General features: G+C 71.6%; 14 protein-coding genes. 10 read left to right on the top strand and 4 right to left on the bottom strand.

Annotated elements, in window-relative coordinates; all coding sequences use genetic code 11:
• Positions 1–16: 16 nt before the first annotated feature.
• The gene (locus JGS39_RS10610) at positions 17–1,426 is read right to left on the bottom strand and encodes an HtaA domain-containing protein (RefSeq protein ID WP_219568534.1); all 1,410 of its coding nucleotides are present in this window, start codon (positions 1,424–1,426) and stop codon (positions 17–19) included.
• Between the two features lie 136 nt (positions 1,427–1,562).
• Here JGS39_RS10610 and JGS39_RS10605 point away from each other — a divergent pair, with 136 nt between their 5' ends.
• The 7 genes from JGS39_RS10605 to JGS39_RS10575 all read left to right on the top strand — a co-directional run bounded on the left by JGS39_RS10605 (position 1,563) and on the right by JGS39_RS10575 (position 9,046).
• Entirely contained in the window at positions 1,563–2,642 is a 1,080-nt protein-coding gene (locus JGS39_RS10605) for a heme/hemin ABC transporter substrate-binding protein (protein ID WP_219568532.1), read from the top strand.
• Positions 2,639–3,715, top strand: a complete 1,077-nt coding sequence (locus JGS39_RS10600; RefSeq protein ID WP_219568530.1) for a FecCD family ABC transporter permease — start codon at positions 2,639–2,641, stop codon at positions 3,713–3,715. Before JGS39_RS10605 ends, JGS39_RS10600 begins: the two co-directional genes overlap by 4 nt.
• The gene (locus JGS39_RS10595) at positions 3,712–4,551 is read left to right on the top strand and encodes a heme ABC transporter ATP-binding protein (protein ID WP_219568528.1); all 840 of its coding nucleotides are present in this window, start codon (positions 3,712–3,714) and stop codon (positions 4,549–4,551) included. The genes JGS39_RS10600 and JGS39_RS10595 overlap by 4 nt, the downstream gene beginning before the upstream one ends.
• Positions 4,552–4,741: 190 nt before the next feature.
• Positions 4,742–5,878, top strand: coding sequence for an iron uptake system protein EfeO (gene efeO / locus JGS39_RS10590; RefSeq protein WP_219568526.1), 1,137 nt, complete (start codon positions 4,742–4,744; stop codon positions 5,876–5,878).
• Between the two features lie 23 nt (positions 5,879–5,901).
• On the top strand, positions 5,902–7,167 hold the full coding sequence (gene efeB / locus JGS39_RS10585) for an iron uptake transporter deferrochelatase/peroxidase subunit (protein WP_219568524.1): 1,266 nt from the start codon (positions 5,902–5,904) through the stop codon (positions 7,165–7,167).
• Positions 7,168–7,197: 30 nt separating this feature from the next.
• Positions 7,198–8,181: an iron uptake transporter permease EfeU gene (gene efeU, locus JGS39_RS10580; RefSeq protein ID WP_219568522.1), complete on the top strand. Its 984-nt coding sequence runs from the start codon at positions 7,198–7,200 to the stop codon at positions 8,179–8,181.
• Entirely contained in the window at positions 8,114–9,046 is a 933-nt protein-coding gene (locus tag JGS39_RS10575) for an SCO2278 family lipoprotein (RefSeq protein ID WP_219568520.1), read from the top strand. The genes efeU and JGS39_RS10575 overlap by 68 nt, the downstream gene beginning before the upstream one ends.
• 119 nt (positions 9,047–9,165) lie before the next feature.
• Here the strand turns inward: JGS39_RS10575 and JGS39_RS10570 are convergent, their stop codons facing one another.
• Positions 9,166–9,912 (bottom strand): bifunctional DNA primase/polymerase, encoded by a 747-nt coding sequence (locus JGS39_RS10570; RefSeq protein ID WP_219568518.1) that lies wholly within the window; start codon positions 9,910–9,912, stop codon positions 9,166–9,168.
• A gap of 269 nt (positions 9,913–10,181) precedes the next feature.
• On the opposite strand from JGS39_RS10570, the gene ddaH reads away from it, so the two are divergent.
• A complete protein-coding gene (ddaH, locus tag JGS39_RS10565) occupies positions 10,182–11,078 on the top strand; it encodes a dimethylargininase (RefSeq protein WP_362635033.1) in 897 nt (298 codons plus the stop codon).
• On the opposite strand, the gene JGS39_RS10560 is transcribed toward ddaH, so the two are convergent.
• A complete protein-coding gene (locus tag JGS39_RS10560) occupies positions 11,075–12,073 on the bottom strand; it encodes a small ribosomal subunit Rsm22 family protein (RefSeq protein ID WP_219568514.1) in 999 nt (332 codons plus the stop codon). The genes ddaH and JGS39_RS10560 overlap by 4 nt on opposite strands.
• Before the next feature lie 177 nt (positions 12,074–12,250).
• Here JGS39_RS10560 and JGS39_RS10555 point away from each other — a divergent pair, with 177 nt between their 5' ends.
• Positions 12,251–13,606: a hypothetical protein gene (locus tag JGS39_RS10555; RefSeq protein ID WP_219568512.1), complete on the top strand. Its 1,356-nt coding sequence runs from the start codon at positions 12,251–12,253 to the stop codon at positions 13,604–13,606.
• Between the two features lie 14 nt (positions 13,607–13,620).
• Here the strand turns inward: JGS39_RS10555 and JGS39_RS10550 are convergent, their stop codons facing one another.
• The gene (locus tag JGS39_RS10550) at positions 13,621–14,934 is read right to left on the bottom strand and encodes a multidrug effflux MFS transporter (RefSeq protein WP_219568511.1); all 1,314 of its coding nucleotides are present in this window, start codon (positions 14,932–14,934) and stop codon (positions 13,621–13,623) included.
• Between the two features lie 78 nt (positions 14,935–15,012).
• Between JGS39_RS10550 and JGS39_RS10545 the strand changes: the two genes are divergently transcribed.
• Complete coding sequence (locus JGS39_RS10545; protein WP_219568509.1) at positions 15,013–16,017, top strand: Gfo/Idh/MocA family protein; 1,005 nt, start codon at positions 15,013–15,015, stop codon at positions 16,015–16,017.
• The last annotated feature ends 45 nt before the right edge of the window (positions 16,018–16,062 follow it).

Here is a 16,062-nt window from a genome sequence, read left to right as displayed (position 1 = left end):
GGTGGGAACGCGGGGGTCAGGAAGGGGTGTCCGTCGTGGAGCGGTTGCGGCGTACGAGAACGAGCACGCCGGCCCCGGCCGCGGCGAGTACGCCGACGCCGCCGAGGACCAGGTACAGCCCGGTGCGGGAGTCCTCGTCCGCCACGCGGGCGGCGGTCGCGGGGGCCTTCGGCGCGGGGGTGCCGGACGGCTGCGCCGAGGGCGCGGCCTCGCTGCCCAGGTCGGGGAGCGCAGGCAGCTTCGCGGTGGTCGTGACCGCCACGGCGAGCGAGACCGGGTCCATCGCGGTGCCCGCCGTGTAGAGGGAGTTGAACGCCTTGGCGCCGTCGACGGTCAGGGTGGCGGGGGCCTCCGTGAGGACCGCGAGGCCGTCCTTCGGGGCGAAGTCCTTCGCCGTGAACGTGACCAGGGGAACGGCCTTGCGGGTGGCGCCGTCGCTGCGGACATCGGCGCGGAGCGTGCCCTTGCCCGCGTCAAGCCGTACCGCGAACCGGGAGAGCGTCAGATCGAGGCCGCCGGCCCCGGTGAAGCGGACGCTGCCCGCGAAGCCCGCCGCCAGTGCCTGCTTCTTCGGGTCGTACGTGCCCGTGCCCTTCGGGAAGCGGAAGAGCGCCCCGCCGTCCTGGGCGCCTCCGGCCAGGGTCCACTTCCCCTGGCCGATCGAGCCGGTGACGTACTCACGGAAGGTGCGGCGCACCCCCCAGTCGACGGCGGCGTCCTCGAAGCGGCCTGCGGTGGCCTTCGGTTTCGCGCCGCTCGCCGGCTTCTCGGGGGTCTTCGACGCGGCGGGCTTCTTCGCGGGGGCCGAGGTGTCCACGGACAGGCTGACCGGGTCCAGGGGGGTGCCGGCGGTGTAGTAGCCGGCGAAGGCCTTGGCGCCCTGTGAAGTGAGCGTCGCCGGGATGTTGTTGAGCGCGACCGGAGTGCTGCCGCCCTTCATGTCGATCCCGGACAGACCGAGCGTGGCCAGCGGGACCTGGGTGGCGGAGGTGACACGGCCGCTCCCCCGGTCCTTGCTGACCATGTCCGCGTACACCGTGCCGCCGCCGCCCTGGATCCGGACCGTGGGGCGGCTGATGGTGAGGTCGAGTTCGTGGGAGCCGTCGGACTTCTTGTGGCCGGTGAAGTGGACGCCGCCCGAGAAGCCTGCCCGGAACGCGCCGCTCGCCGGATCGTAGGAGCCGGTCGCGGAGTGGAAGCGGAACCGGCTGTCGCCGACCGTTGCGGCGCCCCCGGCCAGGCCCCAACTGCCCTGGGCGATCGGGCCGGTGACGTAACTCTGGAAGGAGGACTTGATGCCCCAGTCCAGCCGCCCGCCCTGCACCGTGCGGTCCGCCGCCCCGGCGCCGGTGGCCGGAAGCAGCGCTGCCGGCAGGACCGCGAGAAGCGCGACGGCGAGCGCGCGGGCAGGTCTGAACGAGGGCATGAGGACCCCTCCGAGGTCTAGAAAGTGAGGTAAGGCTAACCTAAGGTATGTGCATCCTGTGCCGGTACCCCTTTCCGTCACATTTCTCGCAATCCCCTACCAACTGCACGCCGCAGAACGACAGGACGGTGCCCCAGTGCGCTTCCATCAGGACTTCGCCCCGCCGGGACGGGGCGCCGCCCAACCGAGGCGCAGGCGCGCCGGCGTCGCCACGGCCGTCATCGCCCTGGCGACGGCCCTGGCGCTGGCCGGCTGCGGCAGTACGGGGACTCCCGCGGCGAAGGCCGCGGGCGCCGGGGCCTCCACGGCTCCGGCGGCTGACCGGATCGAGCCACTGACCACGACACCGGCACCCCGGCTGCCCGTCACCGTCACCTCGGCGGACGGCGAGCGCACCACGGTCACCTCGGCGGACAGGATCGTGCCGCTGACCGGTGGCCTGAGCGAGATCGTCTTCACCCTCGGCCTCGGCAAGCAGGTCGTGGCCCGCGACATCACCGCCACCTTCGAACAGGCCGCGGAGCTCCCCGTGGTGACCCGCGCCCATGACGTCTCGGCGGAGAGCGTCCTGTCCCTGCGGCCCACCCTCGTGCTCGCCGAGACCACGACGGGACCGGCCGAGGCCATCGGCCAGATCCGCGACGCCGGGATTCCGCTCGTGGTCGTCGAACCCGCCAGGGAACTCGCCGACGTGGGCCGCCGGATCGACGCGGTGGCCGCCGCCCTCGGCGTGCCGGGCTCCGGCGACGAGCTCGAGAAGCGCACCCAGGACCGCATCGACGCGGTCCGCGAGTCCGTACCCGCACCGGCCGACGGGGCACAGAAGCCGCGCGTCGCCTTCCTCTATCTGCGCGGCTCCGCCTCCGTCTACCTGCTGGGCGGCCGGGAGTCCGGGGCGAGTTCGCTGCTGGAGGCGGCGGGCGCCGTCGACGCGGGCAAGGCGTCCGGACTGAAGAAGGACTTCACCGCCATCACCAGCGAGGCGCTGGCCAAGGCGGCGCCCGACGCGATCCTCGTGATGACGAAAGGGCTCGAATCGGTCGGCGGTGTCGACGGGCTGGTGAGGATTCCGGGCATCGCCGAGACCCCGGCGGGCCTGGACCGGCGGATCGTCTCGATCGACGACGGGGTGCTGCTGAACTACGGGCCGCGCACGGACCGGGTGCTGAGCGAACTGATCGCCCAGCTCCACCCCGAGGGCGGTACGGCCGGATGACCACCGCACACGAGGCATCCGCCCGGCCGGCGGTCCCCCCGGCCCGCCGCTCCACAGCTGTCACGCTGACCGCCGGGCTGCTCGCCGCCCTGCTCCTGTGCTGCCTGCTGTCCGCCGGACTCGGCGCGTACAGCATCCCGCTCGGCGACGTCCTCGCCTCCGCCCAGCACCGCATCGGGCTCGGCGGTCATGCCCTGGACCGGGTCGGCGAGAGCGTCCTGTGGAACGTACGGCTGCCGAGGGTCGTCCTCGCGCTGCTGGTCGGCGCCTCGCTCGGCTGCGCGGGGGCCCTGATGCAGGGCGTGTTCGGCAATCCGCTCGCCGAGCCGGGCGTCATCGGCATCTCCGCGGGGGCCGCGGTCGGCGCGGTCGCCTCGATCGCGCTCGGGCTGACCTTCCTCGGCAACTGGACGATCACCGTCTGCGCGTTCGCCGCCGGCCTGCTGACCGTGCTGCTGGTGTACGCGCTGTCGCGGTCGGGCGGCCGGACGGAGGTCGTGACGCTGATCCTCACGGGCATCGCCGTCAACGCCTTCGCGGGCGCCCTGATCGGCCTGTTCATCTTCTTCGCCGACAACGCGCAGATCACCCAGATCACCTTCTGGCAGCTCGGTTCACTGGCCCAGGCCACCTGGCCGAAGGTGCTGGCCGTGCTGCCGTGCGCGGTGCTCGGCCTCGCCCTCGCCCCCTTCTACGCCCGGAAGCTGGACCTGCTGGCGCTCGGCGAGCGGCCGGCCCGGCACCTCGGGGTCGACGTCGAGCGGCTCCGCATGGTGCTGGTGCTCGTCGTGGCGCTGCTGACCGCCGCCGCGGTGGCGGTCGCCGGGATCATCTCGTTCGTCGGGCTGCTGGTGCCGCACCTGCTGCGGATGGCGAACGGGCCCGGGCACCGCTTCCTCGTGCCCGGCAGCGCGCTCGGCGGTGCGCTGGTGCTGGTCGCGGGTGATCTCGCGGCCCGTACGGTCGCCGATCCGGCCGAGTTGCCGCTCGGTGTGCTGACCGCGCTCTTCGGCAGCCCGTTCTTCTTCTGGCTGCTGCGCAGGACCCGTCGCAAGCAAGGTGGTTGGGCATGAGGACGCTGCGGAACCTCTTCGCGGTACGGGGCCGGCAACTGCCCGTACCCGTCTCCCCCGGCGACCCGGTCGCCGAGGCGCGCGGGCTGCGGGTAAGCCTGGGCGGACGGCCGGTGCTCGACTCCATCGACCTGACGGCGCACGCGGGCGAGGTGCTGGCGCTGGTCGGACCGAACGGGGCCGGCAAGTCGACGCTGCTGGCCGCGCTGGCCGCCGATCTGCCCCCAGAGGACGGGGAGGTACGCGTCTGCGGGCGGCCGGTCACCGACTGGTCCGCGGCCGAGCTGGCGCTGCGCCGGGCCGTGCTGCCGCAGTCCGCCGCGCTGTCCTTCCCGTTCCCGGTCCAGGACGTCGTACGGATGGGGCGGGCGCCCTGGGCCGGGACGGACAGGGCTGACGAGGACGATCCGGCGGTCCGTACCGCGATGGCGGCCACCGAGGTGACCCGGTTCGCCGCCCGCCCCTTCTCCGCGCTGTCCGGCGGCGAGCGGGCCCGGGTGGCGCTGGCCCGGGTGCTTGCGCAGCGCGCCCCGCTGCTGCTGCTCGACGAGCCGACCGCCGCGCTCGACCTGCGCCACCAGGAACTGGTGCTGCGGATCTGCCGGGAGCGGGCCGCCGCCGGGGACGCGGTCGTCGTCGTCCTGCACGATCTGGGCCTCGCGGCCGCGTACGCGGACCGGGCCGCCGTGCTGCACGACGGGCGGATCGCGGTGGCGGGTCCGCCGGGCGAGGTGTTCACCAGTGCCTTGCTCAGCGGCGTCTACCGGCAGCCGGTCGAGGTGTTCCCTCATCCGCGGACCGGGGTGCCCCTCGTCGTTCCGGAACGGGCTTCTTGACCACCGCTTGACCTTCTGAAGGCTCGCTCATGGGTCGGCTGTGATGCTTCCGTTCTTGTGCGTCCCCAGTGAGAGCTGAATCACTGCACGGGTGGGTATCGGTCAGGTAAGCCTCGGTTAAGTTAGGTCCGCCTCACCCACCTTTGTCCAGCCCTTTCTGCCTTCTCCTACGTCCCCAAGTGGAGCCCTCATGCAAGCCGTTCGTCTCTCCGTCGTCACCGCTGCCGCCACCGTGGCCGCCCTGACCGCTGTCACGGGCTGCGCCGAGAAGAGCGACGGCAAGGGCGAGGGTGCCGTCCAGGTCGTCGCCAAGGACGACTCCTGCGACGTCTCGAAGACGAAGCTGCCGGCCGGCCACGTCGAGCTGGCCGTGGAGAACAAGGGTTCCAAGGTCACCGAGGTCTACGTCCTGTTCCCGGACGACCGCATCGTCGCCGAGCGCGAGAACATCGGCCCGGGCACCAAGGCCACCATCACCGCCGAGATCAAGGCCGGTTCGTACGAGATCGCCTGCAAGCCCGGCATGAAGGGCCACGGCATCCGGCAGAAGATCGAGGTGAGCGGCGGCAAGGCGGCCGAGCGCAGCCCGGAGATGGACAAGGCCGTCGCCGCCTACCGCACCTACGTCCAGGCGCAGGCCGACGAGACGCTGCCGAAGGTCAAGGTCTTCACGGACGCCGTCGCCGCCGGTGACATCGAGGCCGCGAAGAAGGCGTACGCCGACTCCCGTATCGGCTGGGAGCGCACCGAGCCGGTCGCCGAGTCGTTCGGCGACATCGACCCGAAGGTCGACGTCCGCGAGGACGGCCTGGAGGACGGCCAGAAGTGGACCGGCTGGCACCGTCTGGAGAAGGCGCTGTGGCAGGACAAGAAGCTGGGCGCCGAGGAGAAGGCCCTCGCGCCGACCCTCCACAAGGACCTGCTCGACTGGCAGAAGCGCGTCGGAACGGCGGAGATCACCCCGACCTCGATGGCCAACGGCGCCAAGGAGCTCCTCGACGAGGTCGCGACCGGCAAGGTCACCGGCGAGGAGGAGCGCTACAGCCACACCGACCTGGTCGACTTCAAGGCCAACGTCGAGGGCGCGGAGAAGTCCTACGAGCTGCTGAAGACGATCGCCGCGAAGAACGACGCCGCACTGACCTCCACCCTGGACAAGCGGTTCGCGGCGCTGAACACGCTGCTGGACAAGTACCGCACGGACAAGAGCTCCTACGAGTTCACGTCGTACGAGAAGGTCAGCAAGGCGGACCGCAAGGAGCTGTCGGACGCGGTCAACGCGCTGGCCGAGCCCCTGTCGCGGCTCGCCGCCGCGGTGACGAAGTAACCGGCCGGAAAGAGGTTGTGGGCATGACCGAGCAGACCGGCGAGAACCAGCAGGAACCCGCGGGCGCCCCCTCGCGCCGCGCCCTGCTCGGCTGGGGCGGTGCCGGGCTCGCGCTCGGCGCGGCCGTGGCGGGCGGCGCCGTGGCCGCGGTGCGTTCCGGGGACACCGCCGTGACGGCCGCGGACAGCGGTGCGGCGGTGCCGTTCCACGGTGCGCACCAGGCGGGGATCGCCACGGCCGTCCAGGACCGGCTGCACTTCGCCGCGTTCGACGTGACGACGAAGGACCGGGCCGAACTGGTCGCGCTGCTCAAGGAGTGGACCCGGGCGGCCGAGCGGATGACGGCAGGTCACGCGGTCGGTGACGGCGCCTACGGGGGCCCGGCCGAGGCGCCGCCGGACGACACCGGCGAGGCCCTGGGGCTCAAGCCGTCCCGGCTGACGCTGACGATCGGCTTCGGCCCCTCGCTGTTCGCCAAGGGACGGTTCGGCCTGGAGGACAGGCGTCCGGACGCGCTCGTCGAGCTGCCGAAGTTCCCGGGCGACAACCTCGACCGGGCCCGCAGCGGCGGCGACCTGTGCGTCCAGGCGTGTGCGGACGACCCGCAGGTGGCGGTGCACGCCATCCGCAACCTCGCCAGGATCGGCATGGGCCGCACCGCGATCCGCTGGTCGCAGCTGGGCTTCGGCAAGACGTCCTCGACGACGCCCGACGCCCAGACCCCGCGCAACATGATGGGCTTCAAGGACGGCACCCGGAACATCTCCGGCACCGACACCGCCGCCCTCGACCAGCACGTGTGGGTCGGCGAGAAGGACAGGGCCGACTGGATGACCGGCGGTTCCTACCTGGTGGCCCGGCGCATCCGGATGCACATCGAGACGTGGGACCGGACCGGGCTGCAGGAGCAGGAGGACGTCTTCGGCCGCGACAAGGGCGAGGGCGCCCCGGTCGGCAGGGCGAAGGAGCGCGACGAGCCGTTCCTGAAGGCGATGCTGCCGACCGCGCATGTACGGCTGGCACACCCCGACACCAATGACGGGGCGACGATCCTGCGGCGCGGCTACTCCTTCACCGACGGCACGGACGGCCTGGGCCGGCTCGACGCCGGACTGTTCTTCCTCGCCTACCAGCGCGACACCCGCACGGCGTTCGTACCGCTGCAGCGGCGCCTGGCGGCACACGACGCACTCAACGAGTACATCCAGCACGTGGGTTCGGCGCACTTCGCCGTCCCGCCGGGCGTCCGCGACAAGGACGACTGGTGGGGCCGGGCGCTGTTCTCGTAACGGGACTCGAAGCGGAAAGGGAACCGAAACGTGTTCAGTAACTTCCTGATCGGCCTGCGCGAGGGCCTCGAAGCCAGCCTGGTCGTCTGCATTCTCATCGCGTACCTGGTGAAGACCGGCAACAGGCACAAGCTGCTGCCGATCTGGATCGGTGTCGCCATCGCCGTCGTCGTCAGCCTGGCCTTCGGCGCCGGCCTCGAATTCGGTTCGCAGGAGATGACGTTCAAGGCCCAGGAGGCGCTGGGCGGTTCGCTGTCCATCGTCTCGGTCGGCCTGGTCACCTGGATGGTCTTCTGGATGCGCCGTACCGCGCGGCACCTGAAGTCGGAGCTGCACGGGAAGCTCGACGCGGCGCTCGCGATGGGTACCGGCGCCCTGGTCGCCACGGCGCTGCTCGCGGTGGGCCGTGAGGGTCTGGAGACCTCGCTCTTCGTGTGGCGTGCGGTGCACGCGGCGGACGACGGCTGGCATCCGATGATCGGCGCGGTGCTGGGCATCGCCACGGCCGTCGTGCTGGGGTGGCTGTTCTACCGGGGCGCGTTGAAGATCAACCTGGCGAAGTTCTTCACGTGGACCGGCGGCATGCTGGTCGTCGTCGCGGCGGGTGTGCTCGCGTACGGCGTCCATGACCTGCAGGAGGCCGAGTTCCTCGGCGGACTGCGGAACCGGGCGTTCGACATCAGCGCCACGATTCCGCCCGACAGCTGGTACGGCACGCTGCTGAAGGGCACGTTCAACTTCCAGCCCGATCCGACCGTTCTCCAGATCACGGTGTGGGCGCTCTATCTGATCCCCACACTCGCGCTGTTCCTCTCCCCGGTAGGGTTCGGACGGTCAGAGGGCCCCGCAGCGGGTGCGACGGATCAGAAGGCGCGGAAAGCAACGGATGAGAAGCCTGAGGCCGGTTCGGCTGGCGACGGGGCTCGCGACAGCGACGGTGCTGAGCATGACGGCGAGCGGGTGCGTGACGGTGCACGGCGAGCTGGAAGTCGTCCGGGCGGCGACGCGGTCTGAGGCCGCGCAGGCCCTGGCCGACTTCACCGCCGCGTACAACGCGGCGGACAAGGCCTATGACCCCGCGCTGGACGCGGACCAGGTCACCGGTCCGCTCGGCGCGATCAACCAGGCGGGGCTGCGGGCAAGGCACAAGAACAACCCCGACGGCAACGCGAACCACCGGCCGCTGGAACTGACCGACGCGAAGTACGTCATCCCGAAGAAGGCCGGCTGGCCGCGGTGGTTCGTCGCGGACACCGACTCCAACCGTGATCAGGACAGCGGGAAGCAGGACACCCGCTGGCTGTTCGTCTTCGTCAGGTCCGGGCCCGACGCGGGGTGGAAGGCCTCCTATCTGGCGGTCGCCACCCCGACCCGGATTCCCGAATTCGCGAAGGACGGCGACGGGTGGGCGACCCCCGTGGCCTCGGACAGCGCCGCACTGGCGGTGGCTCCGGAGGACCTGGGCGCGCAGTACACCGGGTACCTGCAGAAGGGCACGCCGGACGTGTTCGCCCCCGGAACGTCCACCTCGGCCTGGCGCAACGCGCGCCTGAACACCCGGCGGGCCGGGTTCTCGTACCAGTACATCGACCAGCCGCTGAACAGCGGGACGTTCGCGCCGGCCGGCCTGGAAACAGCCGACGGCGGTGCGCTGGTCTTCTTCAGCAGCAAGCACTTCGAGCGGCAGACGGCGGCGCAGGGGCTGCGTCCGGCGGTGTCCCCGGACGTCGCGGCGCTGATGACCGGAGAGGTACGGAGCACGCTCACGAAGGAGCGGGTCTCCAGTCAGCTGGTGTACGTCCCGAAGAAGGGTGCCGGTACGGGCAAGGTGATCATGCTGAACCGGGTACCGGGGCTGACGTCGGCGAAGGGTTCCTAGGCGGTCGAGCGGTCCTGGGACTTCGCGTCGGCGAAGGGTGCCAAGGCTGTCGAGCGGTCCTGGGGCTCTCGCTCGCCCCAGGCCCCTGCCTCACCCTGCTCCCGCCGCGGTCGCTCCGGCTACCGGCCCATCGGCCAGGCCACCGACTCGTGGTCGACATCGCTCTGCTCCGCGGATCCCACGAACCGGGCGCACGCCTCCGTCAGCGTCTCCAGCAGGGTCAGCGGGTCCGGCAGCGGATTCTCCGGGCCCCGCACCCAGCGGACGTCGAACTCACCGGGGAGCATGGCCGGCGGCAGCAGGACATAGCTGCCGCGGCAGTGCCACCGCAGTCCGGGGTGCTCGTCCATCGTCTCCGGGTGGCAGTCCAGCTCGCACGGCCACCACTCGTCCTCGTCCTCCGGCGTACCGCGCGTCGCGGTGAAGAAGAGCATCCGGTCGTCGCCGGACCGGGCCACCGGGCCCACGTCGATACCGGCGGCGAGAAGCCGCTCCAGCGCCTGTGTACCGGCCGACAGCGGAACGTCGAGGACGTCGTGGATCATGCCGGTCGCGGTGATGAAGTTGGCCTGCGGCTGGCTGAGGGCCCAGCGCTCGATCTGGGCGCGGTCGGTCGTGGACTGCGTCTGCCAGGCGAAGGAGACCGGGTGCCTGGCGGGGGTGGGACAGCCGACACGTTCGCACGAACATCGGTAGCCGACCGGATGGGCGGCGGGCGCGATCGGCATCCCGGCCTCGGCCACGGCCAGGAGCAGCGCCACCCGTACGCTGCCGTCGGCATCGTCCTGCTGTGGTTTGGGCCGACGGCGCAGCCAGTGGGAAAACCTGCTCTCTGAGCCGCGAGCACGGCTGAAATCGGCGCCCATCAATCCCCTTACCTCAAGCGTTGCCCCTGCCCATGGTCCCACCATCCTGCGCTCCGGGTGGCCAGAGTCCTGAAGCGGGGTACGCCGACCGATGGCCCGCAGCGACCGATAACATGCTGATTGTCATGAAATGGCAGATGAATTTCAGGTGATCGGAGGCCGGGACGGTGTGCCCGCCACCCTCAACAGGGACGAGTCGGTCACACGCCACACAGCTGTACGGAACCACCCGATCGGTCCACTGTGCCGACGGCCCGGGACGGCGCACCATGGGCTCACGCACACACCCGTGCGACGCACCGGCCGCAGCGGCCACCAATGCCGCCGCGACGATTCGTGAGGAGCCCTCGTTGCCTCGTGAAGCCACACCCCGCCGCTACCTGATGTGTGCCCCGGCCCACTTCAGGGTGACGTACTCCATCAACCCGTGGATGGACCCCACCAAGCCCGTCGACCTCCAGCTGGCGCAGACCCAGTGGGAGGACCTGGTGGGCCGCTACCGCGCCCTCGGCCACACCGTGGAGCTGCTCACGCCCGACCCGGACCTGCCGGACATGGTCTTCGCCGCCAACGGGGCCACCGTCATCGACGGCCGGGTGCTGGGTGCCCGGTTCGCGTACCAGGAACGGTTCCCGGAGGCGGCGGCCCACCGCGACTGGTTCCGCGGCCACGGCTACACCGAGATCCACGAGCCCGTCCACGTCAACGAGGGCGAGGGCGACTTCGCGGTGACCTCCTCGTACGTCCTGGCCGGGCGCGGCTTCCGGTCGAGCCCGCTCTCGCACGACGAGGCGCAGGAGTTCTTCGGGCGTCCGGTGATCGGCCTCGATCTGGTCGACCCGCGCTACTACCACCTGGACACGGCACTGAGCGTCCTCGACGACGCGGCCGACGAGATCATGTACTACCCGGGTGCCTTCTCACCGGGCAGCCGGGCCGTGCTGGCGCGGCTCTTCCCGGACGCACTGCTCGCCGGCGAGGCGGACGCCGCCGCTCTCGGGCTTAACGCGGTGAGCGACGGGCTCCACGTCGTGCTGCCGCAGGCCGCCACGGGCCTGTTCGACCCGCTGCGCGACCGCGGCTTCGAACCGGTGCCGATGGACCTGGGCGAGCTGCTCAAGGGCGGTGGCAGCGTGAAGTGCTGCACCCAGGAGCTGCGGGCCTAGGGCGTGTCCTCAGGGGGCGGCCATGCGTCGCCCCAGTCGGTGTCCCGGGCGGCGCGGTAGAGCGCGCCGTGCCGCTTGGTGACCGTGGCGCGTTGCAGCGCCTCGTCCCGGGTGCAGAGCTCCAGCAGCACCTGGCCCTTGCGGATCTGCGGCCGTCGCGTGACCCGCGCCTCCACGGGCCGGGGCGTGAAGCGGGTGGCGACGACATAGCTGAACTTCTCGTCCTCGTACGGCAGCGAGCCGCCCTTCACCTTCCGGTGCAGCGAGGAGCGGCTGACCCGGGCCGAGAAGTGGCACCAGTCCGTGCCCGGCTCGATGGGGCAGGCGTCGCTGTGCGGGCAGGGCGCGGCGACGGTGAGCCCTGCGGCGATCAGCCGGTCGCGGGCCTCGATGACGCGGGCGTAGCCGTCGGGGGTGCCGGCCTCGACGATCACGACCGCCTGCGCCGCGCGGGCCGCGGTGTCGACGAGGGCGGTGCGTGCCTCGGGGGTGAGTTCGTTGAGCACATAGGAGACGGTCACCAGGTCGGTGGCGTCCAGCACCAGGTCCTTCCCGATGCGGGCCCGCTGCCACTCGGCGGTGCGCAGACCCGGGAGGCCGGAGGCTCCGGCCAGCTCGCGGCCCAGTGCGAGGGCGGGCTCGGCCCAGTCCAGGACGGTGGTCCGCGGCCCGTCCCAGGCCCCGGCGACGGCCCAGACGGCCGCGCCGGTGCCGCCGCCGACGTCGGTGTGCGTGGCCGGCGTCCAGTCCGGGGCGGCGTCGCGCAGGGCGTCGAGGACGGACCGTACGGCCTCGAACGTCGCGGGCATCCGGTACGCGGCGTACGCGGCGACGTCCGAGCGGTCGCGGAGCAGCGGGGTGTCGGTGGGAGTGGTTCCCCGGTAGTTGGCGATGAGCCGGTCGACGGCCTGGGTGGCCTGCTTGGGCGGCAGTCCGTCGAGGAGTCCGGCCAGGGCCGCGCGCAGGGCTTCCGCGGTGGGGAGGGTGGCGTTCACCGAGGAATTGTAGGCGGACGTGAACGGGCCGGGACTCCGTGCGGAATCGGGACGGAACGGGGACGCAACCGAACTGCGGAGCGTTACGGACCAGTTGCTACGCTGACCGGCGCGAAGGCCCTCGTCGGGAATTGCTCGCGCGAAGGCCCAGGTCGGGTATTGCTCATCGGGGGGACCATGAGACTGCAGTTCGGACGCCTGGCTCCGGCCGGCGGAGGGACCACGAGGCAGCGCGTCGTGCGCCTGGCTCTGGTCGGCGGGCTGCTGGTGCTGGCGCTGCTGCTCCTGCTGGCCACCTGCGGGGGCGGCGGCAAGAAGGACGACGGCAAGCCGGAGAAGCCGGTGAAGAAGAGCACGGGCCCGGCGACGCAGCTGACCGTACCGGCCTCGTACACGACGCGGCGCGGCTGGGAACTCACCGACACCTCTCCCGACTACGCGATCTCCCGGACGACCGGCCGGCTCGCCTATCTGGTGCGGACGGCCGAGGGCGAGTACCGGCTGCGGACGATCGACTCGGAGACCGGGCGGCCGGGCTGGAGCGGGGACGCCTGGCGCCCGCCGGCGGCCGCGCACTTCCCGAGGCTGTTCACCGTCACCACGGACGACCAGGAGTACTTCGTCACCTGGTCGTACGGGAAGGTCGGCCAGGAGGCACCGGCGCCCGCCGACCGGATCGTCTCGCTGGACGTGTACACCGTGGAGGACGGTGGCAGGCAGCGCGTGGACGTGCCGTGGGCCACGGCTCCGACCGTCACCGGCACCGGCCCCGGCATCGTGATCGGCAACGGCGGGGCCACGAGCGCGGTCGTCGACCCGGCGACGGGCAGGATCACGAGGGTTCCCGCCAAGGCGCTGAAGTACCCGAAGGGCTGTGCGGCCTGCAAGCAGCTCACCGAGGTGCGCGGCCTGACGTCGAAGGGCCTGCTGGTGAGCGGGGCCCGGGAGTTCTGGGTGCAGGGCGGCTGGTTCAGCCGGAACGTGGCGCCCAAGGGCGCCGACCCGCAGAGCGGAATCCCGACGTCCGTGGCTCCCGGAGTGGTGCTGGCGAAGTGGCGGCTGGCCAAGGGCGCGAAGCTGGCGGCGACCCACGACCTGTGGACGGTGCACGACACGGAGACGGGCAAGGCGCTGGTCTCCGTGCGGTGCCACAAGCCGGCGATCGCGCCGGGTCAGTACCCGCAGGCCGTCGTCTCGCCGTCGGGCGGCTATCTGGTGGCCGGGAACCTCGCGTTCGACCTGGAGGCCGGCAAGGGCTTCTGCTTCGAGGACACCGAGGGGTCCAGGACCCTCGTCCTGGCATCGGTGACCGACGACGGAACGGCGTACGGGGCGACGAACGTGCGCAACGCGGCGGACGCGCTCGCCGGGGGCGGCTTCCCCGTCACGGCCGAGCTCTCGGCGGGGTCGACGGAACTGCTGTCACCGAATGCGCGGATGCCCGGCGCGGAGGGCGCCGAGGGGGTCGGGCTGTTCCGCTGGTCCGACGACAAGGACCGGCTGCACCTGATCGGCTACCCCCGGGCGGACTGACCGCCACGCGGCCCTCAGAGCCGGGTGGCCACCTGCTGCCAGGGCCGGCACATCGCCAGGAAGCACGCCATGGCGCCGACCGCGCACACCAGCTGCACGACGGCCATCGGCACGGCCGTCGCCTCGCCCGCGATGCCGACGAGCGGCGAGGCCACCGCGCCGATCAGGAACGAGGACGTACCGAGCAGGGCGGAGGCGGAACCCGCCGCGTGCTTGGTGCGCATCAGCGCCTGGGCGTTGGTGTTCGGCATCGCCAGGCCCATCGCCGACATCAGCACGAAGAGTCCGGTCGCCACCGGTACGAGTCCGACGTCCCCGAAGACCCCGGACGTCATCAGCAGCAGCGCCGTCGCGGCCAGCACGATGACCGAGAGCCCGAAGCCGAGCGCCTTGTCGAGGCTGATCCGGCCGACGAGGATCTTGCCGTTGATCTGTCCCACGGCGATCAATCCGATTGAGTTGATACCGAAGAGGAGGCTGAAGGTCTGCGGCGAGGCGCCGTAGATCTCCTGGATGACGAAGGGGGACGCGCTCACGTACGCGAAGAGCGCGGCGAAGGCGAGGCTGCCCGCGATCATGTAGCCGCTGAAGACACGGTCGGCGAGCAGCCCGCGCATGGTGCGCAGCGCGTCGCCGACGCCGCCGGTGTGTCGTTCGGCGGCCGGCAGGGTCTCGTGCAGCCACTTCCAGACGACGAGGGTGAGCAGGACGCCGACGACGGTCAGGACGGCGAAGATGCCCCGCCAGTCGGTGATCCGCAGGACCTGTCCGCCGATGACCGGGGCGATGACGGGTGCGACTCCGGAGATCAGCATCAGGGTCGAGAAGAACCTGGCCATCTCCACGCCGTCGTACATGTCGCGCACGACGGCCCGGGCGATGACGATGCCGGCCGCGCCCGCGAGGCCCTGGAGAAGGCGGAAGCCGATGAGGAGTTCGGCGGTCGGCGCGAAGACGCAGATCGCGGTGGCGAACACGTAGACGATCATCCCGAGGAGCAGCGGGCGTCGCCTGCCCCAGCGGTCGCTCATCGGGCCGACGACGACCTGGCCGAGTGCCATGCCGGTGAGGCAGGCGGTCAGGGTGAGCTGGACGGTCGCGGCCGGTGCGTGCAGCGAGTCGGTGACGGCGGGGAGCGCCGGGAGGTACATGTCCATGGACAGCGGCGGCAGCGCGGTCAGGCCGCCGAGGACCAGGGTGACGAGGATTCCGGTGCGCCGGGCTGCCGCGGTGGCGGCGGAGCCGGGTGGAGGGGTGAGGCGGGGAGGTGTGGCCCCGGTGTCGGTCGTGGGTATCCGCTGGGCCCGGCTGAGGCCGCTGTCCGGCATTCTCATCTCCATAGTTGTTGAATCCGCCTCTATGCTCTCAGCTCAGCCGGAATGGTCGACACCTTTTTGGGAGCGTGCATGAGCAGGACTGTCCGTTGGGGCGTGCTGGCGACAGGTGGAATCGCGGCGACGTTCACCGCTGACCTGCAGGCGATGCCCGATGCGGAGGTGGTGGCCGTGGCCTCCCGGACGGACGCTTCGGCCAACGCCTTCGCGGAGCGGTTCGGCATACCTCGGGCCTACGGGAGCTGGGCCGGGCTCGTCGCCGACGAGGAGGTCGACGTGGTGTACGTGGCCACGCCGCACTCCGCGCACCGGGAGGCGGCCGCCCTGGCCCTGGAGGCCGGGAAGCACGTGCTGTGCGAGAAGGCGTTCACGATCAACGAGCGCGAGGCCCGGGAGCTGGTGAAGCTCGCCCGGGACCGCGGCCTCTTCCTGATGGAGGCGATGTGGACGTACTGCAACCCGGTCATCCGGCGGATGACGGAGCTGGTGCGGGACGGGGCGATCGGCGAGATCCGCACTGTGCAGGCCGACTTCGGCTTCGCGGGTGACTTCGGCGCCGGGCACCGGCTGCGCGATCCCGCGCTGGGCGGCGGCGCCCTGCTGGACCTCGGGGTCTACCCGGTGTCGTTCGCGCAGCTGCTGCTGGGCGAGCCGGACCGGGTGCAGGCCGATGCGCTGCTGTCGCCGGAGGGCGTGGACCTGAACACCGGCATGCTGCTGGGCTGGGAGTCGGGGGCCAACGCACTGCTGTCCTGCTCGCTCGTCGGGCACCACCCGACGGCCGCCACGGTGATCGGGACGGCCGGCCGGATCGACTTCCCGGAGGGCTTCTTCTACCCGCGGCACTTCGTGCTCCACCGGGCGGGCCAGGAGCCGGAGGAGATCACCTCCGGCCCGGGCCCACAGGGCCTGTCGGGCATGCAGTTCGAGGCGGCCGAGGTGATGCGGGCGGTCCGGGCGGGCGAGACGGAGTCCCCGCTGGTGCCCCTGGACGGTTCTCTCGCGGTGATGCGGACGCTCGATGCGGTACGTGAGCGCATCGGCGTCCGCTACCCCGTGGACGGCCTGGTGTCGTAGGGGCTCCCGCCCGTCGTACTCAGGCCGGGGTCAGGCCCTGGTTGC

The organism is Streptomyces poriferorum, from assembly GCF_019399235.1.
Classification (GTDB): domain Bacteria; phylum Actinomycetota; class Actinomycetes; order Streptomycetales; family Streptomycetaceae; genus Streptomyces; species Streptomyces poriferorum.
Note: the sequence above shows the minus strand (reverse complement) of the source record. Positions and strands in the feature narration are given on the sequence as shown.

Coding starts and splice junctions, on each gene's coding strand:
- efeB (WP_219568524.1), top strand. CDS start 5,902: ATGACCGAGCAGACCGGCGAGAACCAGCAGGAACCCGCGGGCGCCCCC.
- ddaH (WP_362635033.1), top strand. CDS start 10,182: ATGGGCTCACGCACACACCCGTGCGACGCACCGGCCGCAGCGGCCACC.
- JGS39_RS10545 (WP_219568509.1), top strand. CDS start 15,013: ATGAGCAGGACTGTCCGTTGGGGCGTGCTGGCGACAGGTGGAATCGCG.
- JGS39_RS10550 (WP_219568511.1), bottom strand. CDS start 14,934: ATGCCGGACAGCGGCCTCAGCCGGGCCCAGCGGATACCCACGACCGAC.
- JGS39_RS10610 (WP_219568534.1), bottom strand. CDS start 1,426: ATGCCCTCGTTCAGACCTGCCCGCGCGCTCGCCGTCGCGCTTCTCGCG.
- JGS39_RS10575 (WP_219568520.1), top strand. CDS start 8,114: ATGACGGCGAGCGGGTGCGTGACGGTGCACGGCGAGCTGGAAGTCGTC.
- JGS39_RS10570 (WP_219568518.1), bottom strand. CDS start 9,912: ATGGGCGCCGATTTCAGCCGTGCTCGCGGCTCAGAGAGCAGGTTTTCC.
- JGS39_RS10595 (WP_219568528.1), top strand. CDS start 3,712: ATGAGGACGCTGCGGAACCTCTTCGCGGTACGGGGCCGGCAACTGCCC.
- JGS39_RS10555 (WP_219568512.1), top strand. CDS start 12,251: ATGAGACTGCAGTTCGGACGCCTGGCTCCGGCCGGCGGAGGGACCACG.
- JGS39_RS10600 (WP_219568530.1), top strand. CDS start 2,639: ATGACCACCGCACACGAGGCATCCGCCCGGCCGGCGGTCCCCCCGGCC.
- efeO (WP_219568526.1), top strand. CDS start 4,742: ATGCAAGCCGTTCGTCTCTCCGTCGTCACCGCTGCCGCCACCGTGGCC.